The organism is Idiomarina sp. ST20R2A10 (assembly GCF_051842345.1).
Taxonomy (GTDB): Bacteria; Pseudomonadota; Gammaproteobacteria; order Enterobacterales; family Alteromonadaceae; genus Idiomarina; species Idiomarina loihiensis.
On sequence record NZ_JBNIEY010000002.1, the window covers coordinates 249,403 to 272,936 of the forward strand.

Below are 23,534 nucleotides of genomic sequence, written 5' to 3' on the forward strand. Positions count from 1 at the left end.
AAATCATACAGAAATTTTTTATCAACGGCAAAATTTTTGAGTGTAAAGCCCTCGTAAATCAAACACGAGTTATGATGTGAGCTTTTATGTAAGCTATAGAGTAGTAAGTAACAAGCTTTTGTTTAAAACAGGTGTAGCCAATATGACCAGAGTATTAATTTCTACAGCTATGGCGTTGCTTTTGCTTGGGTGTTCGTCAGGAGACTGGCGCGATGCGTCCAGAGACCCCGCTGGTATCGCGCCTGATCCTGAAATTGAAAAGCAAGCCATAATAGAAGCCTATGCAGCCGATGCCTTTGGCTGGCGTGGCTGGTTTGCGGTTCATACCTGGTTGGCGGTAAAACCTGAGAATGCCAGTGAGTATACCGTATACGAAGTTGTGGGCTGGGGTGTGGAGCACGGGCGCCCGGCACTGCGCATTTATGAAACAGCAACACCTGACCGCTATTGGTATGGTGCCGAACCCGAAAAAATACTCTCCGTATCGGGAGCTCAGGCCGCTGCTATGATCACACGAATTGAAGAAGCGGCGTCGCGCTACCCCTGGGCAAATGAATACGAAGTGCTCCCCGGCCCCAACAGCAATACCTTTCCGGCCTGGATAGCCATACAAGTTCCGGAACTTGGCCTGAAACTACCTTTCAGTGCCATTGGTAGCGGTTACGCGGATAATGATCAATAAGTAAAAAAATGGGATAATGGTAACTATTGCTCGCTGACAGCAGTCAACTTATCAACCGCGGTGCCCCCTAAATGGAAATCAATGTAAACTTTCTCGACAATATGCGCCTTGAGGCGAAATTCGATGACTTCACGGTTATTTCGGATCAGCCTATTCGATACAAAGGCGATGGCTCCGCCCCCGGTCCTTTTGACTACTTTCTGGCGTCTTCCGTTATGTGTGCGGCACACTTTATTCGCCTTTATTGCGACGCCCGTGATATTCCAACCGAGAATATCCGTATTTCACAAAACAACGTTGTCGACCCCGAAGACCGCTATAAGCAGCTGTTTAAAATTCAGGTTGAGTTACCGGCCGATATTTCCGAGAAAGACCGCAAAGCCATTATTCGGGCAGCCGAGCGTTGCGCCGTTAAGCGCGTTATAGAAAACGACTTAGAGTTTGACGTCGAAGCCGTCGAAAGCATTACTCAGGACGCTCAGGCGTTACTGACCATACGCCCGGACAGCGACAGCCAAACCTTTATTGAAGGCAAAGACTTACCGCTGGAACAAACAATTGCCAACATGACCGCCATACTGGCGGACTTAGGCATGAAGATAGAAATATCCTCCTGGCGCAATATTGTCCCGCATGTCTGGTCGCTGCATATTCGCGATGCCGCCTCTCCTATGTGCTTTACCAACGGCAAAGGCGCAACTAAGGAAAGCGCGTTGTGCTCTGCACTGGGCGAGTTTATTGAGCGCTTAAGCTGTAACTTCTTTTATAACGACCAATACTTTGGCGAAGAAATAGCAAACGCCGAATTCGTACACTACCCCAACGAAAAATGGTTTAAATCCGGCGCGAACGACGAGCTACCCGCGGAGATCCTCGATGAGTACTGCCGTGAGCTTTATGACCCGGAAGGTGAACTGCGTGGTTCACACTTAATTGATACTAACTCAGGCCGTGCTGACCGCGGTATTGTGTCCTTGCCATTTGTGCGCCATTCCGACGGCGAGACGGTCTATTTCCCGTCGAACTTAATTGAAAACCTGTATTTAAGTAACGGCATGAGTGCGGGTAATACATTGCCCGAAGCTCAGGTTCAGTGCTTGTCGGAAATTTTTGAACGCGCCGTTAAAAAGCACATTATTGAAGACGAAATTGCCCTACCCGATGTGCCCCAAGCGGTGCTTAACAAGTACCCGAATATTCTGGAAGGAATAAAAGCCTTAGAAGAACAAGGCTACCCGGTGTTAGTTAAAGACGCATCATCGGGCGGTCAGTTCCCGGTGGCCTGCGTTACCTTAATGAACCCACGCACCGGCGGTGTTTTTGCTTCTTTTGGTGCGCACCCAAGCTTTGAAGTGGCGCTGGAGCGCAGCCTGACCGAGTTATTGCAAGGCCGCAGCTTTGAAGGTTTAAACGACCTGCCGGCACCAACTTTCAACTCCATGGCCGTAACCGAGCCAAATAACTTTGTTGAGCACTTTATTGATTCGTCGGGTGTGGTGTCCTGGCGTTTCTTTAGCGCTAAGTCCGACATTGAATTCGTTGAGTGGGACTTCAGCGGCTCTAACCAGGAAGAAGCCGATACGCTGTTTGGTATTTTGCAGGACATGGGCAAAGAAGCTTACATAGCCGTGCATGAAGATTTAGGCGCGCCGGTATGCCGTATTCTGGTGCCGGGCTATTCGGAAGTTTACCCCGTGGAAGACCTTATTTGGGACAACACCAATATTGCTCTGCAATACCGCGAAGACATTCTCAACCTGCACCGCTTAACCGATGAGCAGCTAGAAGACTTAGTTGAGCGCCTGGAAGACAGTCAGCTTGATAACTACATGGATATCATCACCCTGATTGGCATTGAGTTTGATGAAAATACGGTTTGGGGTCAGCTCACCATTCTTGAATTGAAACTGCTCATTTACCTCGCGCTGCAACGCCATGACGACGCTTTCGAATATGTAGAAATGTTCCTGCAATTCAACGACAACACGGTTGAGCGTACGCTATTCTACCGTGCCATTGAGGCCGTACTGGAAATTACTCTGGACGAAGAGCTAGAGTTGGATGACTACCGCTACAACTTAGGCCGTATGTATGGCGAAGAGACCATAGAAGCCGTTATAGGCTCTGTTAAAGGCACTACGCGCTTCCACGGTCTAACGCCAACAAATATGCAGCTTGAAGGTCTGGACAGACATTTACGCTTAATAGAAAGCTACAAGAAACTGCACGCGGCACGGGCTGAACGGCAGGTTTAAAACTAAAAGTTCAGCCCGACAAAGGCTCCGCGGTTACGTTTAGCAACAGCCTGCATGAAGGCAGCAAAGGTTTCCGCGTTGCCTTGCGCGCGGCTAAAGCCTATTCCATGAATACGCATTACCGGCTTGCCATCGGCTCCCTGGTTCTGACTGGTTATCTGCCGAACTATGGCGTCTAAGTCACTGGCCCGGTAGTCGTCACCAAAAACGTACAAGCTGGTTGTGCCTTTGGTTTTTTTATATAGTTTAATGGCTTTCAGAATACCCAGCTCAGGCGCACTTTTACCGCCGGTAAAGTTTGGCATTTGTTGCATGGCCATTTGTCTGAACCGTTTGCTGTCCGGTAACCAGTCACCCGCTTTACTGCTGAACATAAAGTCACCGTCGGCGGCCATAATCTGAAAGCCCTTCATTTTCGGGTGACTTTCTATAATGTCGTTAACGACGCTAATGACCCGGCTCCAGCCCCGGCCTCCCGACATGGAGCCGGAATTATCAATAACAAACACCACGTACTCAGCGTCGGTTGGGATACCGCCTACGTCATCATCCGGTGTGTCAGTGCTGTTCGGCGTGTTTAGCATTGCCGTGGCTTGGCGTATTTCAGCCCTTAACGACGAGGCTTTATCCTGCAACTGTTGCAGGGTTTTCTGTGCCCGCGGAATAGAGCTTTCTAAATTCTTCTCCTGCTCAGTGACTGATGCGGTCTTTTGCTCGGCGGCAGACAGTTCATCTTGTTTGTCTGATAAAGCGCCCTGAAGCTCCTCCACCGACTGCTGCGCCAGCAATACTTCTGCAACTAAGGTACTGAGGTTAGCCGGCCCACGTTCAGTGTCTTCAGTACCGTTTTTCGCTAACAACACCAGCATAATCACCGCACCAAAGGCACAGGAAATAATGTCCAGAAAAGCCAGGTTAAACACCTCTATTGGCGCACGCTGAATTTTTCTCATTATGGCCACTCCGGAGCGGGTGATAAGAAAGTACCGCCGCTAACCCGCGACCAGTTCCAGTAAAGCGGAGAAGCGTAGGGGTCACCCTCTATCGGCAGCAGTATAATATTGTAGCGAACACCTTTAGGCGCAAGATCAACCGTCTTTACCATCAGCGCCTGACGGCAGTCTGAGGAAATAGATTTCTTCGTCGAAATAAAATTACGACAGGTGAGAGGCAGGCCGTCTCCCAATGTTGGCAGGCCATCCGTTACTATGTATACGTCAGTAATATTCGGGTTCGTCTCAAATAACGTACTAATGCCCAGCTGAAGGTTAGTGCCGCCCTCTGGCACAACCGCGCCTAAGTCCTTCACAATAGAATTCATAGAGCCGCTGACAGAGGCGGTACTGACATCTCTCTGCCCTAGGCGTTTTGCCGTATCGGAAAAGGTCACCACACTCACTTTTGAGGTTTGCGGAAGCCGTGCCAGCAACCATTGAGCAACCCGGCGCGTCCTTATCCATTTAGCAGTAGACACTTTGTCGCCGTCGCTCAAAGCCAATTTGCTCAACACGTCGATTAAGTTATCACCCATCATAGAGGCGCTCTTATCTACCAGAATGCCTATTTGCTCGCCTTCCACTTTCATGCCGGTAATAAAGTTCTGCTCACCCGTACCCGAAAGCTCAACGTTGGCTGACTTCTCAACTTCTTTGGACAAGGCCGCTAACTGGTTTTCCAAATCGGCAACTACGGCCAGCTGAGTCGACAAGTCCTGCAAAGCTTTGGTTTGATCCTGGGTGGTGTCGTTTTTCGCTTCTTTAGAGTCTTCCTGCTTAGCCGACTCCAGCGCAATTTTGTCATTAATTTCGTCAATGGATTTTTTCAGGCGCTGCTGCTCATCCATTGACGCCGCCAGCTCCTGCTCAAGCTTTTCTTTTTCTTCTGAAGGGTCGGGCGTAAAAGCTTTAAAATCTATCAGGATAAAAATAAGGATAACGGCGCCCAGCCCGCATGCCATGACATCCAGAAAAGATAGATTAAAGCCGTCGCCAGCCTGGCGTGTTCGTCGCATCTGAGTCGCTCAATTAACTGTGTAAATGAGACAGCAAGTGTTTCTCGCAGGACTCTTGCGTGCGGATCACCATCTTGTCCTGACGGCTGTTCAGCAAGTGCATAAACAACATCAGAATCAAAGAAATGAACAGCGCAACCAACGTTGAGTTAAAAGCCACCCCCAGCGATGCAGTCATACCCGCAATGTCACCATCCAGTGCTTTGTCAGCCTGCGCCAGCGCCGAGCCAATACCGCGAACCGTACCCACGAAACCAATAGACGGAATAGCCCAGATAATGTAGCGGATCATGTTGTTGCCGCTTTCTAACTGAATGGCAATATTGTCTACCGACGACTCAATAGTGTCAGCCGCATGCTGAACGTTTTTGGTGTTCTTAAAACGACGAATACAGTTAATCCAGGTGCTGTATGCGGGGGTTTCTTTATAAGCCGAGCTTTCTAAATCATTTAATGCCGCATCAACGTCCAGCGCTTCAGATTTGTCGTAGCTTTCCAGTAAGTCGCGCGAGTAAATTTCTTCTTCGTCAATTAACCGCCACAGCTTATACAGCATAAGGAATAAGCAGAACAACATGAGCGAAATACACACCTGCTGTTCAACATCTTTGAAGATAACCGAAAATGCAGTTAAGGCTTCGGTGCCTTTCTCTGCCATTGCCACTTCGGCGGCCGGGCGAATAAGTCCTGCATACAGCAAATGTATAAGAGTAAAAATGGCCAGTAGCACACCACCACTGACAAAAAAGTTAGGGCTCATTGAAAGCGTATTATTTTTAGACATTATGCATTCCGGGCGTTAAATGTTGGTGGGGAAGTCTTGTGGTGCATCCAAAGACACAAAATAAGCCGTCGCGCTGCCGGCCAAAGCCAGCAGTATGACGCCCAAAATCACGCGTTTTTTCATGATGTTTCTCCTCATCATTCATGATACCGGGCTATTCTAAAGCCGATATCCTCTGCCGAAGCACTTTCGCCGTCGCGAACGCTGGCACGAATATTCTTCATGCGTCCGGTTTTATAAGACGCACCTTTGACCACATTCCCATTGCCGCGAGCCGCGCCCAGGTAATCGGTGTAAACCCGGTCAAGATCGGGCGGGTTCAAAGTATAACTGTCGTGCACCCATTCTTTCACGTTACCGTCTAAATCAAAAAAGCCGCCGCGCTCTGCTTTAAAGCTGCCTACCGGTGCTTTACCGGCAAAACCGTCATTGTAACCACGTAAAATGAAAGTTTGCTGACCTTTTGCAGACTCATCGGCAAAGTTGCCCTGCTTGTCACGCAGGTGATCCTGGCTGCCCCACACGTAAATAGTGGAGTCGGCTCTGCGATTAATTTTGGCAATGTATTCCCACTCGGCTTCAGTCGGCAAGCGGTAACCACGCGAGCTAGCATCGGTTCCCACCACTTTACCGTTACTGACTTTATAAAAAGGCTGCAGGCCTTCCTGTTCGCTCAGCCAGTTGGTAAATAACGCAGCTTCATCCCAGGACACATTCGTAACCGGCATTTTGGTTTTACTACCCGAGCCTTTAAACGCGGCAAACTGCGCTTCGGTAATTTCGTGGCGCGATATCCATACGTCCCGTGAGAAATCCACTTTCACCTGATGCTCATTACGTCCGCGGTTTGGCTCATTAACCGGCGATCCCATAGTGAATTTTTTCGGCGACAGACGGTTCATTTCAATGCCTAAAGTACTGACAAACAACGGTCTGCCTTCTTTTCTTCTGGCATCAAACTCACGCAGCATCTCGGCTTTTACGTTCACCAGCCGATCGCTGCTTGGCTGAAACTCCTGCTTAACCGTACGGTAACCGGTTTTACGAAACTCAACGTCAGAAGGCAAAGCTTGCAAAGTGGTCCGAAGCGGCGTTACGCCCTGCTTTTGTCCGTTAATGTAAACGTCGCTGGGTTCGTTGGAGGTAAAAGCTACGTCGCCCATTTCCAGGTCTAAGTTAAAGGTCAGCTGCTGATTTTCGGCCGGCCCCAGCTTAATTGTCCGGCTTTGCTTAATGTAGCCGGCCTTTTCGTAACGAATAACATGTTCTTTATTGGCATCGACGCTAATTGGACTTTTTGCCGGCGCGCCGTTAACCAGTAACGCGCCGCCCTTCGGGTTCACTGAGACATTAACAGTTGCCTGCACTGGCTGAAGACGGTAATTACGCTTCGGTTCTTTATTGCGCACGGTTAAAGACACGGTGTCCGTTACCGGTTCATACCCCGGATAATTCACCACCACAGGGTAGTCGCCACCCACTTTAGCAACAGTTACCGGCGTTGAACCCACCTCTTTGCCATCAAGAGTAACCGACGCGCCAGCCGGGCTGGAGTTAATAGAAATAGTGCCACTAATAGGGGTTAGCCGAATTTGCTCTTCAACCTTACCGTCTATTAACGCCTCAATAGCCACTGATGCAGGCTCGTAAGCCGGATGAGAGACCGACACCGTATAAGTTCCGGGAGCAAATTCACCCTCAAAGGTAGAAGCGGTTTCTCGCTGCTCACCGTTAACTGACCAGACAATATTATCTGCGCCCGGCTCTGTTGTTATCGTCACTTTTGCAGGTTTAGGCTCCAGCTCAACTTCAATGGTTGAAGGGCTGTTGTCGTTTACCTGCACTTCTTTGGTTTGGTACTTGTCGGCCGAAACCGCCACGAGGCCACCAGAGCCTACCGCGTAATATTTATTGTCGATGAAAAAGCCAATACCCGATTTAACCGCAAACCGCTGAGTTTGCGCAGCTTCTGTTGGCTTTACGGTAAAACTGTAGCCTTTGGTTAAAAACAACCAGCCAAAGTAAATAAACAGCAATGCAAGAATACTGACCGAGAAGCCAATAGCCATTAACCGCCGTTTACGTCGTCCTTTCTCAATGGCTTCGTCAAGTGTGGCCACGAAGTCTCTCCTGTTTTTTATTATCTTGCGCTAAATTATGCTAAACGCGTTCGTTACACTGAACGTTAATAACAATTGGCGTGCCCGACTTCTCCACCACAACATCGACAATGATTGAGCGGTAGCCGTCGCGGCGGCCTTCTAATTGGTATTTACCCGGCTTTAACTGGATGGTTTTCTCTCTTACCTCACCCACAACACCAACGCCCAGTACTTTTATATAAGTGCGGTTGTCGGAGCGAATGGTCACATCTATGGGCTGATTTTCGTTTTCAATAAGCTGCTCAACCTGGTTTATTTTTTCACCCAGCTTTGCGCTCAATTGCGTGAGCCCACTGTATTTGGACACCGCATTCACGGCATTTTGGCGAATGTTGTTGTCAGCAAGCCGGCCCGGTCTTTCAATATAAACATCCAGCGCACTGCTGGCGGCTAATATTTCTTCCGCGCTTTGTTTAGCCTGCTGCACAACCCGGCTGTCCGGATAATCGACCAAACCCTTTTCTGCCAGCATCTGTACCGTCTGCCATTCGTCGGCACCGGCAAACACCTGAATGCGTTTTTCTAACGACTTCACACCCTGACTTTTTAGTTCAGCGTCAATTTGCGCCTGCAGGGTTGCCAGTTCCGGCCGGTTGTTGTCTATAGCCGAAGCTTTGGCTAATGCCTCCTGGGCGCGATCAAAGTCCTTGCTATCAATGGCATTGACCGCCGTTGCCAAGGCACGGGAAAAACGTTGTTGTTTAATTTGCTGTTCCACTTTCGCTAAGGCTGCCTTTGCTTCCTGCTGTTGCGGATCAAGCTTCAGAATTTGTTGATAAGCAGCACGCTGCTTCTCTATATTGCCTTCTACACCGCCTACTCTGGCCTGTTCATACAAATCAGCGACTTCATGGTAGGTATCTATACGTTTCTGCAACGCCAGCGCGTCGCTAAAATCGCCTTTTACCTTTAAAGCCTGAGCATTCAACTGGGCGGCGTCATCAATGTCGTCTGCAGTAAAGGCTTTTGCTGCGTCTGCATAAGGTTGTTTATAAGCCTTTTCAAACGCGCTTTGGTAGTTTGCAATATCCGTATTAAGTTGCTCGATAGTGGTTTGCGCCTGGCCGTAATTACTGGCGCCATAGTCATTAAAAGCCTGAGCTATGTCGGCCTGAAAAGCCTCAACTTTGGCGGGCTGCCACGTCGATATATACTGGGTAGCAACAAGCTCAGAAACGCGCTGATTGGTCTCATTTAAGGCCGTTTGCAGCGCTTTTCTGTCTATTGCCTGGTTAGCGGAACTTATCTTCGGCTCGCTTTTCTCTTGTTTTTCCGCGACTACCGGCGTGTTACCCGAAACCGGAAAATAAGCGAGCAACGTAACGACAACGCCAATCAGCAAACAGGCAAAAACAGAGGCAATTACACCGGTTACTATGACTTTTTTCTTTTTAGCACGGTTTTCTGCTATTTGCTGATCAACAGACGACATCGTTACCTTTCCTTAGGTGAATTAAAGCTGAGTTAACGGCGTTGATTCGAGATCATAAATCTCTTTCAGCTTTTCGCGTAATTGCGCGTATTGCTCACCAGCGGTACCGGTTAATTCAATGTTCTGGTCATTAAGTTCTACCACCTGCGGCGTTACTTTTATGTCCAGGTTTTGTCCCATTTCATCAAGCAATGCGCGTTGAGTGCCTAATTCACGGTTGGTTTTTATTGCTTCGCTTAAGCTGTAAACCGCGCCTAAGCCTGCCGCAGCACTGGCAACCTGACCCGCTGTAGAGCCTGAGTTTTTACCCAGCAGAATAGCAGCCGTAGCTAAAATACCAGCGCCAACCTGCGCGCGGGTTCTTTCTGCTTTCTTCTGTCGAATATCAATAGCAACCGGTAAAGTTTCTTCCTGATAAGCGCGGTACGCGTCATGAGTGGTTGCATAAAACGTGTCGTAGCTGTCCTGCAACGAGTCAACAAACTGCTGGTCTTTCGCTTTAATCACATTAACCCGCTGATACATAGGGTCCGATTCAGCCGGCGCGCCGTTCAGCGTAATAGTTGAACGGCTCGAAAAGATACTACTGGACTCACCCAGATAACCACCAAAGGCTTCAGGACTGTACATTGCGGCATAGCGCATATCTGAAACCGCCTGAATGGTTTTCTTCTCTTCTTCAGATTTTTTAATTAGCAAGTCATAAACATAACCCGCAATGCTTTCAAAAATTGGACCGTAAGGGTTCTCGCCCTTTCTTAACGCGTCACGGTAAAAGCCTGCGCCTACCTGATACTCAAACTCTTCCTCGCCCCAAATTTGGTTACTGGCGTCCATAACACGAACACCAATTTCAACGGTTTCGGTGTCTGAGTAATTAATTTTTCCCAATACGTAGACATCGGCACTGACGTTAGCATCGGGAGTGACATTAACTGCACCAAAGGCTTTAGTATCAGAAAGTGCTTCGCGGGTATTTACCGCGAAACGGTTCGCTTCTAAACGACGTACCTGTGGCCAAATGTCTTCTTCAACTATGGCTTCATCATCAATATTGCCGGAACTGTCTTTCGGCAAGCCCGGGTCAAACACCGGAATAGCCACATTAAGGTAAATATCAGAGTTGTAACTGTAGCTACGCTCTTCTTTGCCCAAGGCTTTAGAGTCTGACGGACCATTCATGCTTGGACCAACGCTGGTAACATTAGTTTGGGTTGACTGGCAGCCGGCTAATGTAAACATTGCTGAAAGCGTCATAACGACTGAAAATCGCTTTAGTTTTTTTAGTTGAGCTAGTGTATTCATGGTTCTTCTTCCGTTAATTATTAACATCCATACTCGGCCATTAAGCCTTTAAAATGCTCTTTCTCAGCTTCTGTTGTTGCCGAAGCCATGCCTTCTTTCACAGCGTCGCACACAGCCGAACTGCCACTACCCGTGTTGCCACGCTGATGATCTTTGGTGTCCACCGAACTTTCCGATGCCGTAGATGTAGATTGTTGTTGCTGTTCACTGGAGTTTGCGCCGCTATTACCCGAGCTGCCATCAGAGCCCGAAGCACCACCTGCAGCACCAGAACCGCTGCCACTGGCAGCATCAGCAAGGCTACCGGAAGCCGACGCAGTGGCCTCTTCCATACACTCTGCCGAGTCATCTAAAGAGGCAAAAAGCGCAGCTTCTTCAAGCGCAATGCGTTCTTGCAGAGTGAGCGTGCTGGGGTCGACGTCGTCGAACTCTATGTAAGCGCAATCGGAATAGCTTTTTTCCTGTGCTTCAGCCACACCACTACCCAAGCACAACACCGCCAGAAAACACACGGGCACGTAGGCAAAGAAGTTAATGAGTGATGAACTGATTTTATCCACGGTAGGAACCTATAAAATGACTTGAGGGCAGTACTCAGATAACGTTAAGTTAAGGTTATTATATTCCCGAATGTAAATAAACTGTAAATGTAAATTTTTTGTGGGGAAGCCGTTCGTTTGCTGCTATTTACAGCACACCATCATTACCCTGGAAGCGCTGTAACATAAAGTCAATCAACAGCCTTACCCGGTAAGGTATATTGTCTCTGTCGCGGTAGAGCATTTCACACCCGCGAGCCTGGTTGCTCCAGTCCGGTAAAATGTGTTGAATTTTGCCCGACTCGAGCAGAGGTTGTGCGTGGTAGTCGGGAATAAAGCCAACGCCTATGCCACCGGCTATCACTTCAGTAAGCAAACTCATGTCATCCACTTTTAAGCGTATGTTGTCGGTAGCCGTATAAGCCTGCTTTTCACCCGAGTGAATATGTTGCAGACTCCAGGTCAGCATAGGCGAACACAGCACCGTGGGTAACCCGGCTAAGTCGGCGGGAGCCCTTATGTGGGATACGTCCAAATTTGCCGGAGCGCAAATAGCAAAACGAATATTGGTTAACTGTCGGCCAATCCAGTGAGTTGCGCTTTGATTATGGCGCTAAGCCCGTTAACCACATCGCTAATTGGTTCTTTATTACAGCGTAAGCTGCTGACCCGCGGCGCCGTATTCAGCCTGGTGGTGTGCTTGTCGGGCGTGTTGCTTGTGCTGACCAACGGCGAACTGAAACGCTTACTCAGTTTTGAATTCAACCACGGCGACCAGATCATCTTTTTAGGTATGCTGTGCTGGAGCCTGTACACCTATTTAACGCAAGGCATTAGCCGCTGGATGCCCATGATCCCCTATACCTTTATTGGCATGTTAGCCGGCCTTGGCGTTATTTCTGTAGTAGCGGCGTTTAGCGCGGAAGCCCACCCTGTTCAGGAAAGCCTGGCAATAAGCCAAATTGTCTTAGCCGACTTACTCTTTATTGGTGTTTTTGGCACCGTGGGTGGCTACCTTTTATGGATTTCCGGCGTCAAACAGCTTGGTGCAGCAAATGCCTCTTTGTTTTTTAACTTCGTGCCCATTTTCGCTGCACTTACGGCCGTAACTTTTGGCCAGAACGTTACCGGTTTGCAGCTGCTTGGTATGGCGGTTGTCATTTCAGGACTGCTACTGCCCCGACTAACTCATTGGCGACAGCAGCGTTTTGCGCGGATGGGGTGAGATGTGTTTTAGCGTGACAGTAGTGCTTCTAATTAAGTGACCACATTTAGTTGACCACTACAATTCACAGATTTTTTTAAATTCGAAGATCGCTAGAAAGATTTTACGTAAAACACCTTGCAGATTGTCAACTAATAGTATAACTTTATACAACAACTTACCCATCTTCCACGCGTGGCGACATACAGACCCCTGGAGTTGGGCGAAAGAACCGACCTTTGCGTCGGTTTTTTCATTTCAGGGATGGAAAGTTTGAGAACAAGAATTTATATCGATGGCTACAATTTGTATTTTGGCTGTTTAAAGGGGACTCCCTATAAATGGCTTAACCCAGTCTCGTTATCTGAAAAACTTCTCACTCGCTCAGGCGCTCCGAATTCGAAGTTAGACCCGCTTGCAGTTAAATTTTTCACAGCTGAAATTAGTCAACGAGCAGCTGCTGACTCCAATTCTCTTAATGATCAACGTGCTTATCACTTAGCTCTCAAGCTCCACTTGGGTGACCGTCTGGAAACCTTCAAAGGTAGCTACTCAATTGATAAAACAAAATTCCCTAAAGTAGAGTACGGTAACGACGGTAGGGAGTTAGAGCCACGCGCTTCTGAACGCATTAAAATCTGGAAAATGGAAGAAAAACAAAGTGATGTTCACCTTGCGCTTGAAGCTGTTTACGACGCGATGATGGAACCAGAGCTAGAACAAGTCGTTTTTGTAACGAACGACACAGACTTTGTACCTGCTCTAAAGAAAATTCGAGAATACAACAAACTAAACCGTCATCGTCAAATACAAATAGGTGTTGTTATTCCTATAAAACGGTACGAAGACTACCGTAAACCCAATAATAGCTTAAGCACCCTATCCGATTGGACTATTCATTTTATAGATGAATGTGAGCTTGCTCAGTCTCAGATGCCTTGCCGCGTTCGAGGCGCAAGAAAATCGGCAATAAGGCCTTTTAGCTGGTTCAAGCACCCCGAAGAAATTGAAAAAATTATATCAATTTTAAGTGATAAAACCCTAGAAGCAAGTCCTGCTAAAGCTTGGAAGTGGCTTGAAAAACCACTTTATCCATCGGAAGATCTTGAGAATATTAACGGCTTACCCTGCGACCAGCTAGACAATAAAGATTCGCTAAAAATCATTCTACAGCACGTTCAAGCCTATGCGGCCTATAAACGCTCACGACTCTAATTGACAGTGTTAGTTAAATCGACATTAATCTTGTAGTTAAACCATCGACTCACCAACTAATTTTCATTAGTAATAACTAATACTGAAAGCCTTTAAAAATGGTGGCCCCTCCCAGATTTGAACTGGGGACCAACCGATTATGAGTCGGGTGCTCTAACCACTGAGCTAAGGGGCCATTTTTGATTGGAAGCTGTGAAGCGGCGCAAATTATACGAACTTTTTAGGCTTTTGTCATGGGTATCAGCACGTTAAATCGTGAAGTTTTATCAACTTTTTCATAACTGATGTCGCCACCCTGGCTGTGCAGTGTGTCCCGCACTACCTTAAGCCCTATGCCATACTGGGTTGGTGCCAGCTCGTCGGCGTGGAAAAGTAAATGCTTGTTTTTCTCTTCTATGCCCGTGCTTTCGTCGCTAACGGCAATTTTTATAAAGTTTTCTTCAGCAGTTGCCTGCAACATAATTTCGGAATTTACCGGCACAAAGCTCATTATATGGCGTATTAAATAGTCCATTGCAAAACGCACAAGTAAGGGGTCAGCCTCTAGCTTCAGCCCTTTTTCTGCTATGGCGGTTAGCGTAATATCTTTTTCGTTACTATGGCCTTCGTGGTAGTCGGCCAGGTTCTGCAGAAAGTCTTCTACATCCAGTGACACGGCTTTGCCATTGCCCATTTCTGAGGTAACTTTCTCAAACGAATTAAACAGTTCGGTTAGCTGCGAAACCTTGCCCTTAATGTCGTCTTCACTCATTTTTGAGAGCTTGCGCTGCATGTCTTCCAAATCGGCTAATACCAGCGCTGTCATTGAGCGCGCAATGCGCCCTACCAGGGTTTTCTGGTTAGCCATAATAACTTTGTTCATCTGCTGGCTAAGCTCACGCTCTTTGGCCTGAATTTTCTGACGCGCCTGGTACAACAACAGCAATAATGGCTGAATTTCTGGTATCTCGGTGGTAACGGTAACGGCCTGAGAGCTGTCTTCGGCCTGCACCACAATGCGGTCACGTTCAGAGTGCCAGTTGCGGTTAAACACCGACTCGCACACCACCAATATGCCACCAATAATGGCCAGCAAAACAAAGAGTACGCTGACAATAATAGAGAAGTCTGCCGGTACCAGCTGCACTTCTTTTTTCAGCCAAATGCCCAGGTTGTAATGGTTGGTCTCGGGGCAGGCGGCGACCACGGTTGCCACACGGTCATTCGACTGTACCGAAACTACCTCGCGTTGCTGCTCTAAAGAGCGCTGTACTGCGGAACGAACAATAGGAACATCGTCATTACTAATGCCAATTTCCGAGGCGCTACTGCCGCTGGTTGGGAATGCGAAGCCCATAAAGCCTTGGGCTGTGTGCCAGAAACCACCTTTAACGCCCTTAGTGTCAGCTATAGCGTCGCTGAGCGCCTGATGCATTAAGTCGGGGTTGGCTACTTGTTGTTGCGGTGATTCAGAAGCAGGGAACAGGCTATTTACCGCTAATTGCACATTCTGGCAGGAGCGACTCATGGCATTTTGATTGCGCTGCAGGGTTTCGCCTGCAGAAAACCAGAACGCAACTAGCAAACCGCCGACAGCCACTGCAATTAACGCAATAGCCAGACGGCGGTTATGTTTAGTGTGAGATGAGAGAGACTGCACTTACCTCACTCTCTATTTTTAAGGTAAATTGTAAAAACTGCGGGCATTTTGATAAAAGACTTTATCAACTGCCTCTTCGCTATCCAGAGCATTCACAATATTGGTGATATCTGAAGGCTCGAATGAACGATTACTGCGTGTGCCCGGTAAATCGGTACCAAACATCAACGCGTCCGGGTTCGTTTCATTCAGGGTTTTAATGGCCTCTTCAATATTCACTTCAGTACGACCAAAACCACTGGCTTTAATTTTTACGCCACCTTCGGCTAAACGACGAACCTGAGACAAGCCCGACTTCGCCATACCTAGGTGGTCAACACTGAGTTTCGGCAGTTTAAGCAGAGTAGGAACCATGTCGTCCAGCTCGCGGCTGTCAACATAGATTTCCAGGTGCCATCCGGCTAAGTCCCAAATGCGCTTACCAAAATCAACAATACCTTCAATATCACGATGCACACCGCGCTTCAAGTTAACGCGCACACCGCGAATGCCGTGCTCTTTCAACTGCTGAATTTTTTCATCGCTAACAGTTCCCGGCAACTGGGTAACACCCACAAAGTTGTTGCCCAGGTTCTCCAGCGCGGCTTTCAGGTAGCGCTGTTCAAAACCCTGGAACGAACCTGACACAATGACTCCGCCTTCAATAGGCATGCCACGTACCAGGTTACGATAGTCATCAATGTAAAAAGGCTCAGGGATATGACCTTGGTTTTCAATTAGCGGAAACTCGTCATCATAAATGTGTAAATGCGAGTCAATAATACGTTTCGGCCAATTGTCACGGTTGTTACCCATGCTGCCTCCTTTGTCAGAGAATATCTTACTCATCCAAGAACGATTTAAGCTGCTCTGAGCGGCTTGGATGGCGAAGCTTTCTTAATGCTTTGGCTTCAATTTGACGAATTCGTTCACGCGTCACATCAAACTGCTTGCCCACTTCTTCTAAAGTATGGTCGGTATTCATATCAATACCAAAGCGCATACGCAATACTTTCGCTTCACGTGCCGTTAAACCACCAAGCACATCGCGAACCGAGTTACGCAGGCTTTCTGATGTTGCCGAGTCAATTGGCAAGTCCAGCGTGCTGTCTTCAATAAAGTCACCCAGATGCGAATCTTCATCGTCGCCAATTGGGGTTTCCATTGAAATAGGTTCTTTCGCTATTTTCAGTACTTTGCGAATTTTGTCTTCCGGCATCATCATGCGCTCTGCCAGTTCTTCCGGCAGTGGCTCGCGGCCCATTTCCTGCAACATTTGGCGAGAAATACGGTTCAGCTTATTGATGGTTTCAATCATATGAACCGGGATACGAATAGTACGCGCCTGGTCCGCAATTGAACGGGTAATTGCCTGACGGATCCACCAGGTTGCATAAGTTGAGAACTTATAACCACGGCGGTATTCGAATTTGTCCACGGCTTTCATCAAACCAATGTTACCTTCCTGAATTAAGTCCAGGAACTGTAAGCCGCGGTTGGTGTATTTTTTCGCAATGGAGATAACCAAACGCAGGTTAGCTTCAACCATTTCTTTTTTCGCACGGCGCGCTTTGGCTTCGCCAATGGACATGCGACGGTTAATTTCTTTAACTTTACCAATGGTTAAGCCAGTTTCGCGTTCAACATCAACCAGCTTGTTTACACAGCGTTCAATTTCGCCGCGCACTTCTTTCAATGTGTCGGAGTAGCTTGCACCAGAGTCAATTTCTTTATCAACCCAGGCCATGTTGTTTTCATGGGTAGCAAAAGCTTTCATGAAGTTGCGTTTAGGCATTTCGCCCTGTTCAACGCTTATCTTCATAATAATACGTTCCTGCACACGAACACGCTGCATCATGGCACGCATGTCTTTAACCAAACGGTCAAATTGCTTAGGAACCAAACGGAACTGTTTGAATAAGTCGCTTAACTTATCGATTTCAACACGAGCACCGGCACCATCACGGCCATGCTTAGCAATCGCCTGACGTGTAGCTTCGTATTGTTCGCGCAGTGCATTAAATTTGCTGCGTGCAAATTCCGGATCAATACCAGTATCCGCTTCTTCCTCGTCTTCGTCATCATCGTCGTCTGATTTTTCCAGCTCTTCGGTTGGAAGTTCAGAACCAACGTTAGTAGCGGCTACAGGCGCTTCGTCTACTTCGTCTGGGTCGATGAATCCGGAAATAATGTCGGTTAAGCGCAGCTCTTCGGCTTCGTAAGAGTCCCACTGCTCAAGCAAGAAGTTAATGGCTTCCGGGTATTCTGCAACAGAGCACTGAACCTGGTTAATGCCTTCTTCAATACGCTTGGCAATGTCAATTTCGCCTTCACGAGTCAGTAGCTCAACGGTCCCCATTTCACGCATGTACATGCGCACTGGGTCAGTTGTGCGGCCAATTTCGCCATCGACAGAGGCTAATGCTTGCGCAGCTTCTTCGGCAGCGTCTTCATCTGCAGCACTTTCTGCCATCATCAGATCATCGGCATCGGGTGCGCTTTCAAACACGCGAATACCCATGTCGTTGATCATGCGAATAATGTCTTCAACCTGATCGGAATCAACAATTTCCTGCGGTAAATGGTCATTGACCTCAGCAAATGTCAAAAACCCTTGTTCTTTGCCTTTCGCAATAAGGACCTTAAGTTGCGATTGCCGATTCTGCTGCATACAGACGTTCCACCTGTGACTGTGAATGTAGAGTATCCAAAATGACCAAATAGTATATCAGAATACTGATTTTGAAGCTAGCGTAAGGCGTACCCTGATGTACTATCTTGCCTTACTTAAATACTGAATCAGCGTCTGATATTCCTGACGCTCAACTCGTGTTAATGCACCTTCCTGCTCTTTCTTTAAAAGTGCGTTCGCGCGCTGCTCAAAATATTGGTCAATTAGATAAATAAATATATCGTTAAATTCTTGCTCAACGTTATCTTCGTCAAGCTGATGTTGCCATAACGCGAGTTTCTGCAAAGGCTGGTAATACTCGGTATCGCGCCAGCCTTCTAACACCTGCGCCGTGGTCATTTGGCGTTCTGCACACTGCTTGTGCAAAGCTATTAGTAAATCAATGCCGCTAACCTGCAGTTCTCGTAGTTCCTCACGAACCGGAACCGATTGCGCCAGTTGCGGGTATTGCAGTAACAAAGCAATGGCTTTGCGTAACGGCGTCATTTTTACGCTTTCTTTTGGTCGCGACTGACGTTGCGGCTTTTCAAACTGACGCTCCAGTTGCGACGTTTCGCGGCGAAGCTTTTCTGCTAACCGCTGCATTAAGGTGTCGCGATAATATTCACTCGCCACTTTCTCAATTAAGGGTTTTGCAATATTCAGTAATTGAGAGCGTCCGGCATCGCTACTAACGTCAATGTCGGCCTGTAAATGCTCGAAGAAATATTCAGTGAATGGTGTCGCCTTTTTTAATTCACGCTCAAAGGCTTCGGCACCGTGCTCGCGCACAACTGAATCTGGGTCTTCACCTTCCGGCAAGAACAGAAACGCCATATCCAGGCCGTCGCGCAACAGTGGCAACGCATTTTCTAATGCACGCCAGGCAGCGTCGCGGCCTGCGCGGTCACCGTCGTAACAACAAACAATTCTGCCACTAGTACGGAATAAACGCTGTAATTGTTCACTGGTAGTAGCCGTACCCAACGACGCAACGGCGTAGTGAATGCCCGCTTCGGACAAAGCCACCACGTCCATATACCCTTCGACAATACAAACCTGTTCTGGTTTCCTTACGGCCTGTTGCATATGCCAGTAACCGTATAACTCACTGCCTTTGTGAAACAGGCGGGTTTCCGGAGAGTTTAAGTACTTAGGTCCGTCGCCATCAATAATGCGACCACCAAAGCCCACCACCCGGCCACGCCGGTCATGAATAGGAAACATGACCCTGTCACGAAAAAAGTCGTAATGCCGGCCTTTCTCGTTACGGTTAATAAGCTTTAATTCCAGTAACTGCTGGCGTTGCGGGGCCGAGCTACCAAATGTGCTTAGCAGGCCGTCCCAGGCGTCGGGTGCATAGCCAATTTGAAAACGTTTTACCGTTTCGCCGCTTAAACCCCGACCTTTTAAGTAGTCTATAACCCGATTTGAGTTTTCATGGTGCTTTAACTGATGCTGGAAAAAACGAGCTGTTTTACTCATAAGCTCCGAGTCGTCCTGCATCTGTTGTTGTTTCTTTTGTGCTAGCTGAGGGTTCTCCGGTTGTTCCCGAGGAACCTCCACTCCCATAATGCCGGCCAGTTCTTCCACCGCGTCGGGGAAGTTTAAACCGTCAAATTCCATTAGAAAATCAATAGCGTTACCGTGCACCCCACAGCCAAAGCAATGGTAAAACTGCTTGTCTTGGCTAACGGTAAACGACGGCGTTTTCTCATTATGGAACGGGCAACAGGCCTGATGGTTTCTACCGGCCTTTTTCAACGGTACGCGGCTATCAACTATTTCAACAATGTCTGCTCGTTCGAGCAAGTCATGGATAAAGCTTTTGGGGATCAGGCCTGCCATATTGTTTCAATACCGAAGTTGCGAAAACAAGAAAGTTGCGAAAACAAAAAGTAGCAGAAACACGAAAGCCGCGACGATATAGTCACGGCTTTCAGCACTTTACGGAAAAGTGAACACTCAAATTGTCGTAGGTATGGTCTTAGTAAAGACGAGTACGACGAGCGTTATCACGAGACAGTTTTTTCGCGTGACGCTTTACCGCAGCAGCTTTCTTGCGCTTACGCTCTGAAGTCGGCTTTTCATAGTGCTCGCGACGACGAACTTCAGAGAGAACACCTGCTTTTTCACAAGAGCGCTTAAAGCGACGCAAAGCTACGTCAAACGGCTCGTTTTCTTTCACTTTAACGACTGGCATTAAAAAATCACCTCGGGTAAATTATCTGTTTCGGTTAAAAATTAACCACTACGGGTTCAATTGGTGCTGAATTGTACCGACTCAGATTCGCCTTGTAAAGTGTTATCCGAAGCATCCCATCCAGGGTCATTATCGCTAAGCAGTTCGCGGACTGGCGTAGAGTGCAGGAAAAGCGTACTGACTAAATCCTGTAAATTATTTGGTTTTTCTTTGTACGACAAACCGAGTTGCCATAACTGTGGGCCGACCGACCTAATACTTCGGGTTATCAATTGCTGAAGCAAAATGGTTTCGTCGTCTGTTTTGACTCTGACTTCAGCTTCTAAGCCTCTGCTGTCCTCGATATTAACCGGCGAGGTGCCAAAGTAATTAAATGCGATGCCTTTATTGGAAATATCCACAATTTTACCGGTAAGAGGCTCACCGAGTTTATCTTTTAGCTGCAGCTGGAGTCTTGCATCGCAATTTACGCCAACCCTTGGTGACGACCGCAGAATTTCCACACTGGCATTTCTGGGGTAACTGACAAACAAAAGTTTTTGTGGGTATTGAGTAATGTGGAGAATGTCGACCACGCCGGTTACCTGCTCGCCTTTTGGAGAGACCGTTTTTATTGCAACATTCTTTTCTGTAGCCAGCATTGGCAAGATATCTTGCCAGCAATACTGTCTGGAAAGTTCCAGAATAAGATAATCGGGATGCTGTTGACCCACCAGCGTCATATTTAAGCGTTTATAGCTCTGCTTATCTTTAATCTGGACTTCGACGGACTGCCTGAATCCACTGTTTGCCAAAACATCGCTGTTCTCCCGCATCAGTGTTAACCCCTGCTTTATTATTTTTATGAAACTCATCATAGCTTATATCTAAGGTTTTTTAAGCCACAGACTAATTATTTTTATTTGATGTCAATTGACGTCATTTAATGCATACACTGTAAGCTCTTCCTCAAAACCTGTTGTTTGGTGTTTGTCATCGTTAGACTGGATTTGAGCTTAAGTAGTAAGGATACGAGTTTGGCTGAAGTGCATCCGGACAACAATTTTCCCTATCCAATACCAGCGCGTTACCAGTCAATAAAATTGCTGGGACAAGGTGGTAGTGGCCTGGTCTATAAAGCCTACGACCAGCGTTTAAAACGCACGGTTGCGATTAAGTTTGCCCGCTCGCCCTCTATTGTCAGCCGCCACAGGCTGGTAAATGAAGCGCGTTTGTTATCCAGTGTTGACCACCCTGCTCTTTGCCGCGTGTTTGATGTTGGCGAACCGGAAGTTTCTTCCTCTTCACTGTTTATGGTGCTTGAGTACATTGAAGGCAAACCTTTAAGCAAGCAACGCAGCTGCCTGTCTGTTTATGACGCCGCCAAAGTGGTTAAATCTCTTACTGACGGGGTTTGTCGTATGCACGAGGCCGGTTACGCTCACAACGATATTACCGCCCAGAACATTATGATCCGCTCAGCAGACAATGCTGAAGGCGAGAGCAATAATTCCGCGGTTCTGGTAGATTTGAGCATTGCGGCACCGAGTTCACCCACAACCATTAAGCGCGATATATACCAACTGGGCGCGTTACTTTTGTCGTTACTGACCAACATGAAGCCGGAGCAGTTTTTTCTGCGTCCAATAGCGCACCGTAACCGACTTCCTGCCGAACTCAGTCGCATAATAAAGAAGGCACTCTCCGCAGAACCGAACGAGGGCTTTCAACATTGCCGTGAGCTTCAGCAGGAGCTTGATGGCTGGCTCCGAAACTATCAGTTAAGAAAACGTTTCTTCTGGCTGGGGGCTGGTGGTGCTGCCATTTTGGTTATTATTTTTGTCTTGTTCATTTTTTTGCGGGAGCAGACAAACCGACATTTGCTGGATGGTTACTCGGTTGAACAGAACCAATACGCACATGCGCTTGTTTTTGCTCATTATTCACGACATCTTGCCAACGGCGGCCAGCTTCAACAGGCAGCGGAGCAGGCTGAGTTAGCGCTTACCCACTTCGACGACGCTGTAGCAAGCAGTCCTGAGCTGCTGAAGTACCACTCTGAACGCGCTCATTTTGTGCTAAGTTCAGACAACATTTTTACCCGCTCACAACGCACGACTATGCTGCTTAATGCCATTAATGAACTGGGTAACCCGGATATCTATGAAGAAAAAGCGGCTGCCCATTATTTGCGGGCAGAAATGTATTTAGGTCTCGCTGAACTTAATAGCGAACAACCACATTTAGTTGAACGATGGAAAGCATCTGCGCTGAGTTCAGTAGAAGCAGCGATCAAGCACCAGCCTGATGTCGATCGCTACCAGCAATTACGTACTGAAATCGATAAGTCTCAGTCCAGTGCCGGGACGGATTGATCTCTTAAGCGGTAAAACTCTTTTACATAGTCATCAAAAGTACCGGCATCCAGTGCGTCGCGCATATCACTCATTACTTTTTGATAAAAGCGCAGGTTATGAATGGTATTCAGGCGTGACCCCAACATCTCATTGGTACGATCCAAATGGTGCAAATACGCCCGCGAATAATTTTTGCAGGTGTAGCAGTCGCAGTTTTCATCCAGCGGAGAGGTGTCTGTACGGTGCACTGCATTACGAATTTTTACTACGCCAGTGCTAATAAATAAGTGACCATTACGCGCGTTACGCGTTGGCATAACGCAGTCGAACATATCAATGCCGCGACGCACGGCTTCAACTAAGTCTTCCGGCTTGCCCACACCCATTAAATAGCGAGGTTTTTGCTCGGGCATTTGCGGCGCAGTGTGCTCTAAAATGCGCATCATATCTTCTTTCGGCTCACCTACCGACAAACCACCAATAGCGTAACCGTCGAACCCGATATCGGTCAGACCTTTCAGAGAAATATCGCGCAGCTCTTCGTACATGCCGCCCTGAATAATACCGAACAACGCGGCTTTGCTCTCACCGTGTTCTTGTTTAGAGCGTTCGGCCCAGCGCAACGAAAGCTCCATTGAACTGCGTGCTTCTGCCTGCGTGGCAGGAAACGGCGTGCATTCATCAAATATCATGACAATATCTGAACCCAGCTCGCGTTGAACCTGCATAGACTTTTCCGGGGTCAGCAGTATTTTCTCACCGTTAATGGGCGAACGGAAAGTCACGCCCTCTTCGGTAATTTTACGAAGCTCACCCAGACTGAACACCTGAAAACCGCCGGAGTCGGTCAGAATAGGCTTGTCCCAGTTCATAAAGTCGTGCAAGTCGCCATGCTGCTGGATAATTTGCGTCCCCGGACGCAGCATTAGGTGAAAGGTATTACCCAGGCAGATTTGTGCGCCGGTGTCTTTTACCTCTTCTGGTGTCATACCTTTTACGGTACCCAGAGTACCTACCGGCATAAACGCTGGCGTTTCTACGGTTCCACGTTCAAATACCATGCGCCCACGACGCGCGCGACCACTGGTTTTGTCTAATTCAAATTTCATTGTCATAA

20 protein-coding genes and 1 tRNA gene are annotated in these 23,534 nt (G+C 47.8%); 5 read left to right on the forward strand and 16 right to left on the reverse strand.

Going from position 1 to position 23,534, the window contains the following annotated elements; translation table 11 throughout:
• The first annotated feature begins 142 nt into the window (after positions 1–142).
• Both ACP7H9_RS05350 and ACP7H9_RS05355 read left to right on the forward strand, forming a co-directional pair.
• A complete protein-coding gene (locus ACP7H9_RS05350; RefSeq protein ID WP_286824586.1) occupies positions 143–682 on the forward strand; it encodes a DUF3750 domain-containing protein in 540 nt (179 codons plus the stop codon).
• Between the two features lie 71 nt (positions 683–753).
• Complete coding sequence (locus ACP7H9_RS05355; protein WP_286830534.1) at positions 754–2,937, forward strand: OsmC domain/YcaO domain-containing protein; 2,184 nt, start codon at positions 754–756, stop codon at positions 2,935–2,937.
• 2 nt (positions 2,938–2,939) lie between these two features.
• On the opposite strand, the gene ACP7H9_RS05360 is transcribed toward ACP7H9_RS05355, so the two are convergent.
• From ACP7H9_RS05360 to ACP7H9_RS05395, 8 genes are all read right to left on the reverse strand, one after another.
• On the reverse strand, positions 2,940–3,890 hold the full coding sequence (locus tag ACP7H9_RS05360) for a VWA domain-containing protein (RefSeq protein WP_272989076.1): 951 nt from the start codon (positions 3,888–3,890) through the stop codon (positions 2,940–2,942).
• Positions 3,890–4,948 (reverse strand): VWA domain-containing protein, encoded by a 1,059-nt coding sequence (locus ACP7H9_RS05365; protein WP_439222321.1) that lies wholly within the window; start codon positions 4,946–4,948, stop codon positions 3,890–3,892. Before ACP7H9_RS05365 ends, ACP7H9_RS05360 begins: the two co-directional genes overlap by 1 nt.
• Before the next feature lie 13 nt (positions 4,949–4,961).
• On the reverse strand, positions 4,962–5,732 hold the full coding sequence (locus ACP7H9_RS05370; protein ID WP_011235411.1) for a MotA/TolQ/ExbB proton channel family protein: 771 nt from the start codon (positions 5,730–5,732) through the stop codon (positions 4,962–4,964).
• Between the two features lie 137 nt (positions 5,733–5,869).
• Positions 5,870–7,852 (reverse strand): PEGA domain-containing protein, encoded by a 1,983-nt coding sequence (locus tag ACP7H9_RS05375; protein ID WP_166635844.1) that lies wholly within the window; start codon positions 7,850–7,852, stop codon positions 5,870–5,872.
• Positions 7,853–7,892: 40 nt separating this feature from the next.
• A complete protein-coding gene (locus ACP7H9_RS05380) occupies positions 7,893–9,326 on the reverse strand; it encodes a tetratricopeptide repeat protein (protein ID WP_439222322.1) in 1,434 nt (477 codons plus the stop codon).
• A 21-nt stretch (positions 9,327–9,347) separates the two neighbouring features.
• On the reverse strand, positions 9,348–10,631 hold the full coding sequence (locus ACP7H9_RS05385) for a hypothetical protein (RefSeq protein ID WP_439222323.1): 1,284 nt from the start codon (positions 10,629–10,631) through the stop codon (positions 9,348–9,350).
• Between the two features lie 20 nt (positions 10,632–10,651).
• Positions 10,652–11,191, reverse strand: a complete 540-nt coding sequence (locus tag ACP7H9_RS05390; RefSeq protein ID WP_227016321.1) for a hypothetical protein — start codon at positions 11,189–11,191, stop codon at positions 10,652–10,654.
• A gap of 127 nt (positions 11,192–11,318) precedes the next feature.
• Entirely contained in the window at positions 11,319–11,705 is a 387-nt protein-coding gene (locus ACP7H9_RS05395; RefSeq protein ID WP_243734116.1) for a LysR substrate-binding domain-containing protein, read from the reverse strand.
• A 72-nt stretch (positions 11,706–11,777) separates the two neighbouring features.
• Between ACP7H9_RS05395 and ACP7H9_RS05400 the strand changes: the two genes are divergently transcribed.
• Positions 11,778–12,395 (forward strand): DMT family transporter, encoded by a 618-nt coding sequence (locus ACP7H9_RS05400; RefSeq protein ID WP_235598947.1) that lies wholly within the window; start codon positions 11,778–11,780, stop codon positions 12,393–12,395.
• 252 nt (positions 12,396–12,647) lie between these two features.
• Positions 12,648–13,589: an NYN domain-containing protein gene (locus ACP7H9_RS05405; RefSeq protein WP_034822182.1), complete on the forward strand. Its 942-nt coding sequence runs from the start codon at positions 12,648–12,650 to the stop codon at positions 13,587–13,589.
• Between the two features lie 99 nt (positions 13,590–13,688).
• On the opposite strand, the gene ACP7H9_RS05410 is transcribed toward ACP7H9_RS05405, so the two are convergent.
• The 7 genes from ACP7H9_RS05410 to ACP7H9_RS05440 form a co-directional block, all read right to left on the reverse strand.
• Positions 13,689–13,764, reverse strand: a tRNA-Ile gene (locus ACP7H9_RS05410).
• A gap of 45 nt (positions 13,765–13,809) precedes the next feature.
• The gene (locus tag ACP7H9_RS05415) at positions 13,810–15,228 is read right to left on the reverse strand and encodes a sensor histidine kinase (protein WP_034822135.1); all 1,419 of its coding nucleotides are present in this window, start codon (positions 15,226–15,228) and stop codon (positions 13,810–13,812) included.
• Between the two features lie 18 nt (positions 15,229–15,246).
• Positions 15,247–16,023, reverse strand: coding sequence for an amidohydrolase family protein (locus ACP7H9_RS05420; protein WP_011235426.1), 777 nt, complete (start codon positions 16,021–16,023; stop codon positions 15,247–15,249).
• 25 nt (positions 16,024–16,048) lie between these two features.
• Positions 16,049–17,878: an RNA polymerase sigma factor RpoD gene (gene rpoD / locus ACP7H9_RS05425; RefSeq protein ID WP_034822133.1), complete on the reverse strand. Its 1,830-nt coding sequence runs from the start codon at positions 17,876–17,878 to the stop codon at positions 16,049–16,051.
• Positions 17,879–17,980: 102 nt separating this feature from the next.
• Positions 17,981–19,726 (reverse strand): DNA primase, encoded by a 1,746-nt coding sequence (gene dnaG / locus ACP7H9_RS05430; protein ID WP_114981667.1) that lies wholly within the window; start codon positions 19,724–19,726, stop codon positions 17,981–17,983.
• Between the two features lie 139 nt (positions 19,727–19,865).
• Positions 19,866–20,081 (reverse strand): 30S ribosomal protein S21, encoded by a 216-nt coding sequence (gene rpsU / locus ACP7H9_RS05435; RefSeq protein ID WP_011235429.1) that lies wholly within the window; start codon positions 20,079–20,081, stop codon positions 19,866–19,868.
• A 56-nt stretch (positions 20,082–20,137) separates the two neighbouring features.
• A complete protein-coding gene (locus ACP7H9_RS05440) occupies positions 20,138–20,896 on the reverse strand; it encodes a glycosyltransferase (RefSeq protein ID WP_114981666.1) in 759 nt (252 codons plus the stop codon).
• A 210-nt stretch (positions 20,897–21,106) separates the two neighbouring features.
• On the opposite strand from ACP7H9_RS05440, the gene ACP7H9_RS05445 reads away from it, so the two are divergent.
• The gene (locus tag ACP7H9_RS05445; RefSeq protein WP_286823218.1) at positions 21,107–22,435 is read left to right on the forward strand and encodes a serine/threonine protein kinase; all 1,329 of its coding nucleotides are present in this window, start codon (positions 21,107–21,109) and stop codon (positions 22,433–22,435) included.
• Here ACP7H9_RS05445 and tgt read toward each other — a convergent pair.
• Positions 22,411–23,526 (reverse strand): tRNA guanosine(34) transglycosylase Tgt, encoded by a 1,116-nt coding sequence (tgt, locus tag ACP7H9_RS05450; protein WP_016341397.1) that lies wholly within the window; start codon positions 23,524–23,526, stop codon positions 22,411–22,413. The genes ACP7H9_RS05445 and tgt overlap by 25 nt on opposite strands.
• Positions 23,527–23,534: the final 8 nt, after the last annotated feature.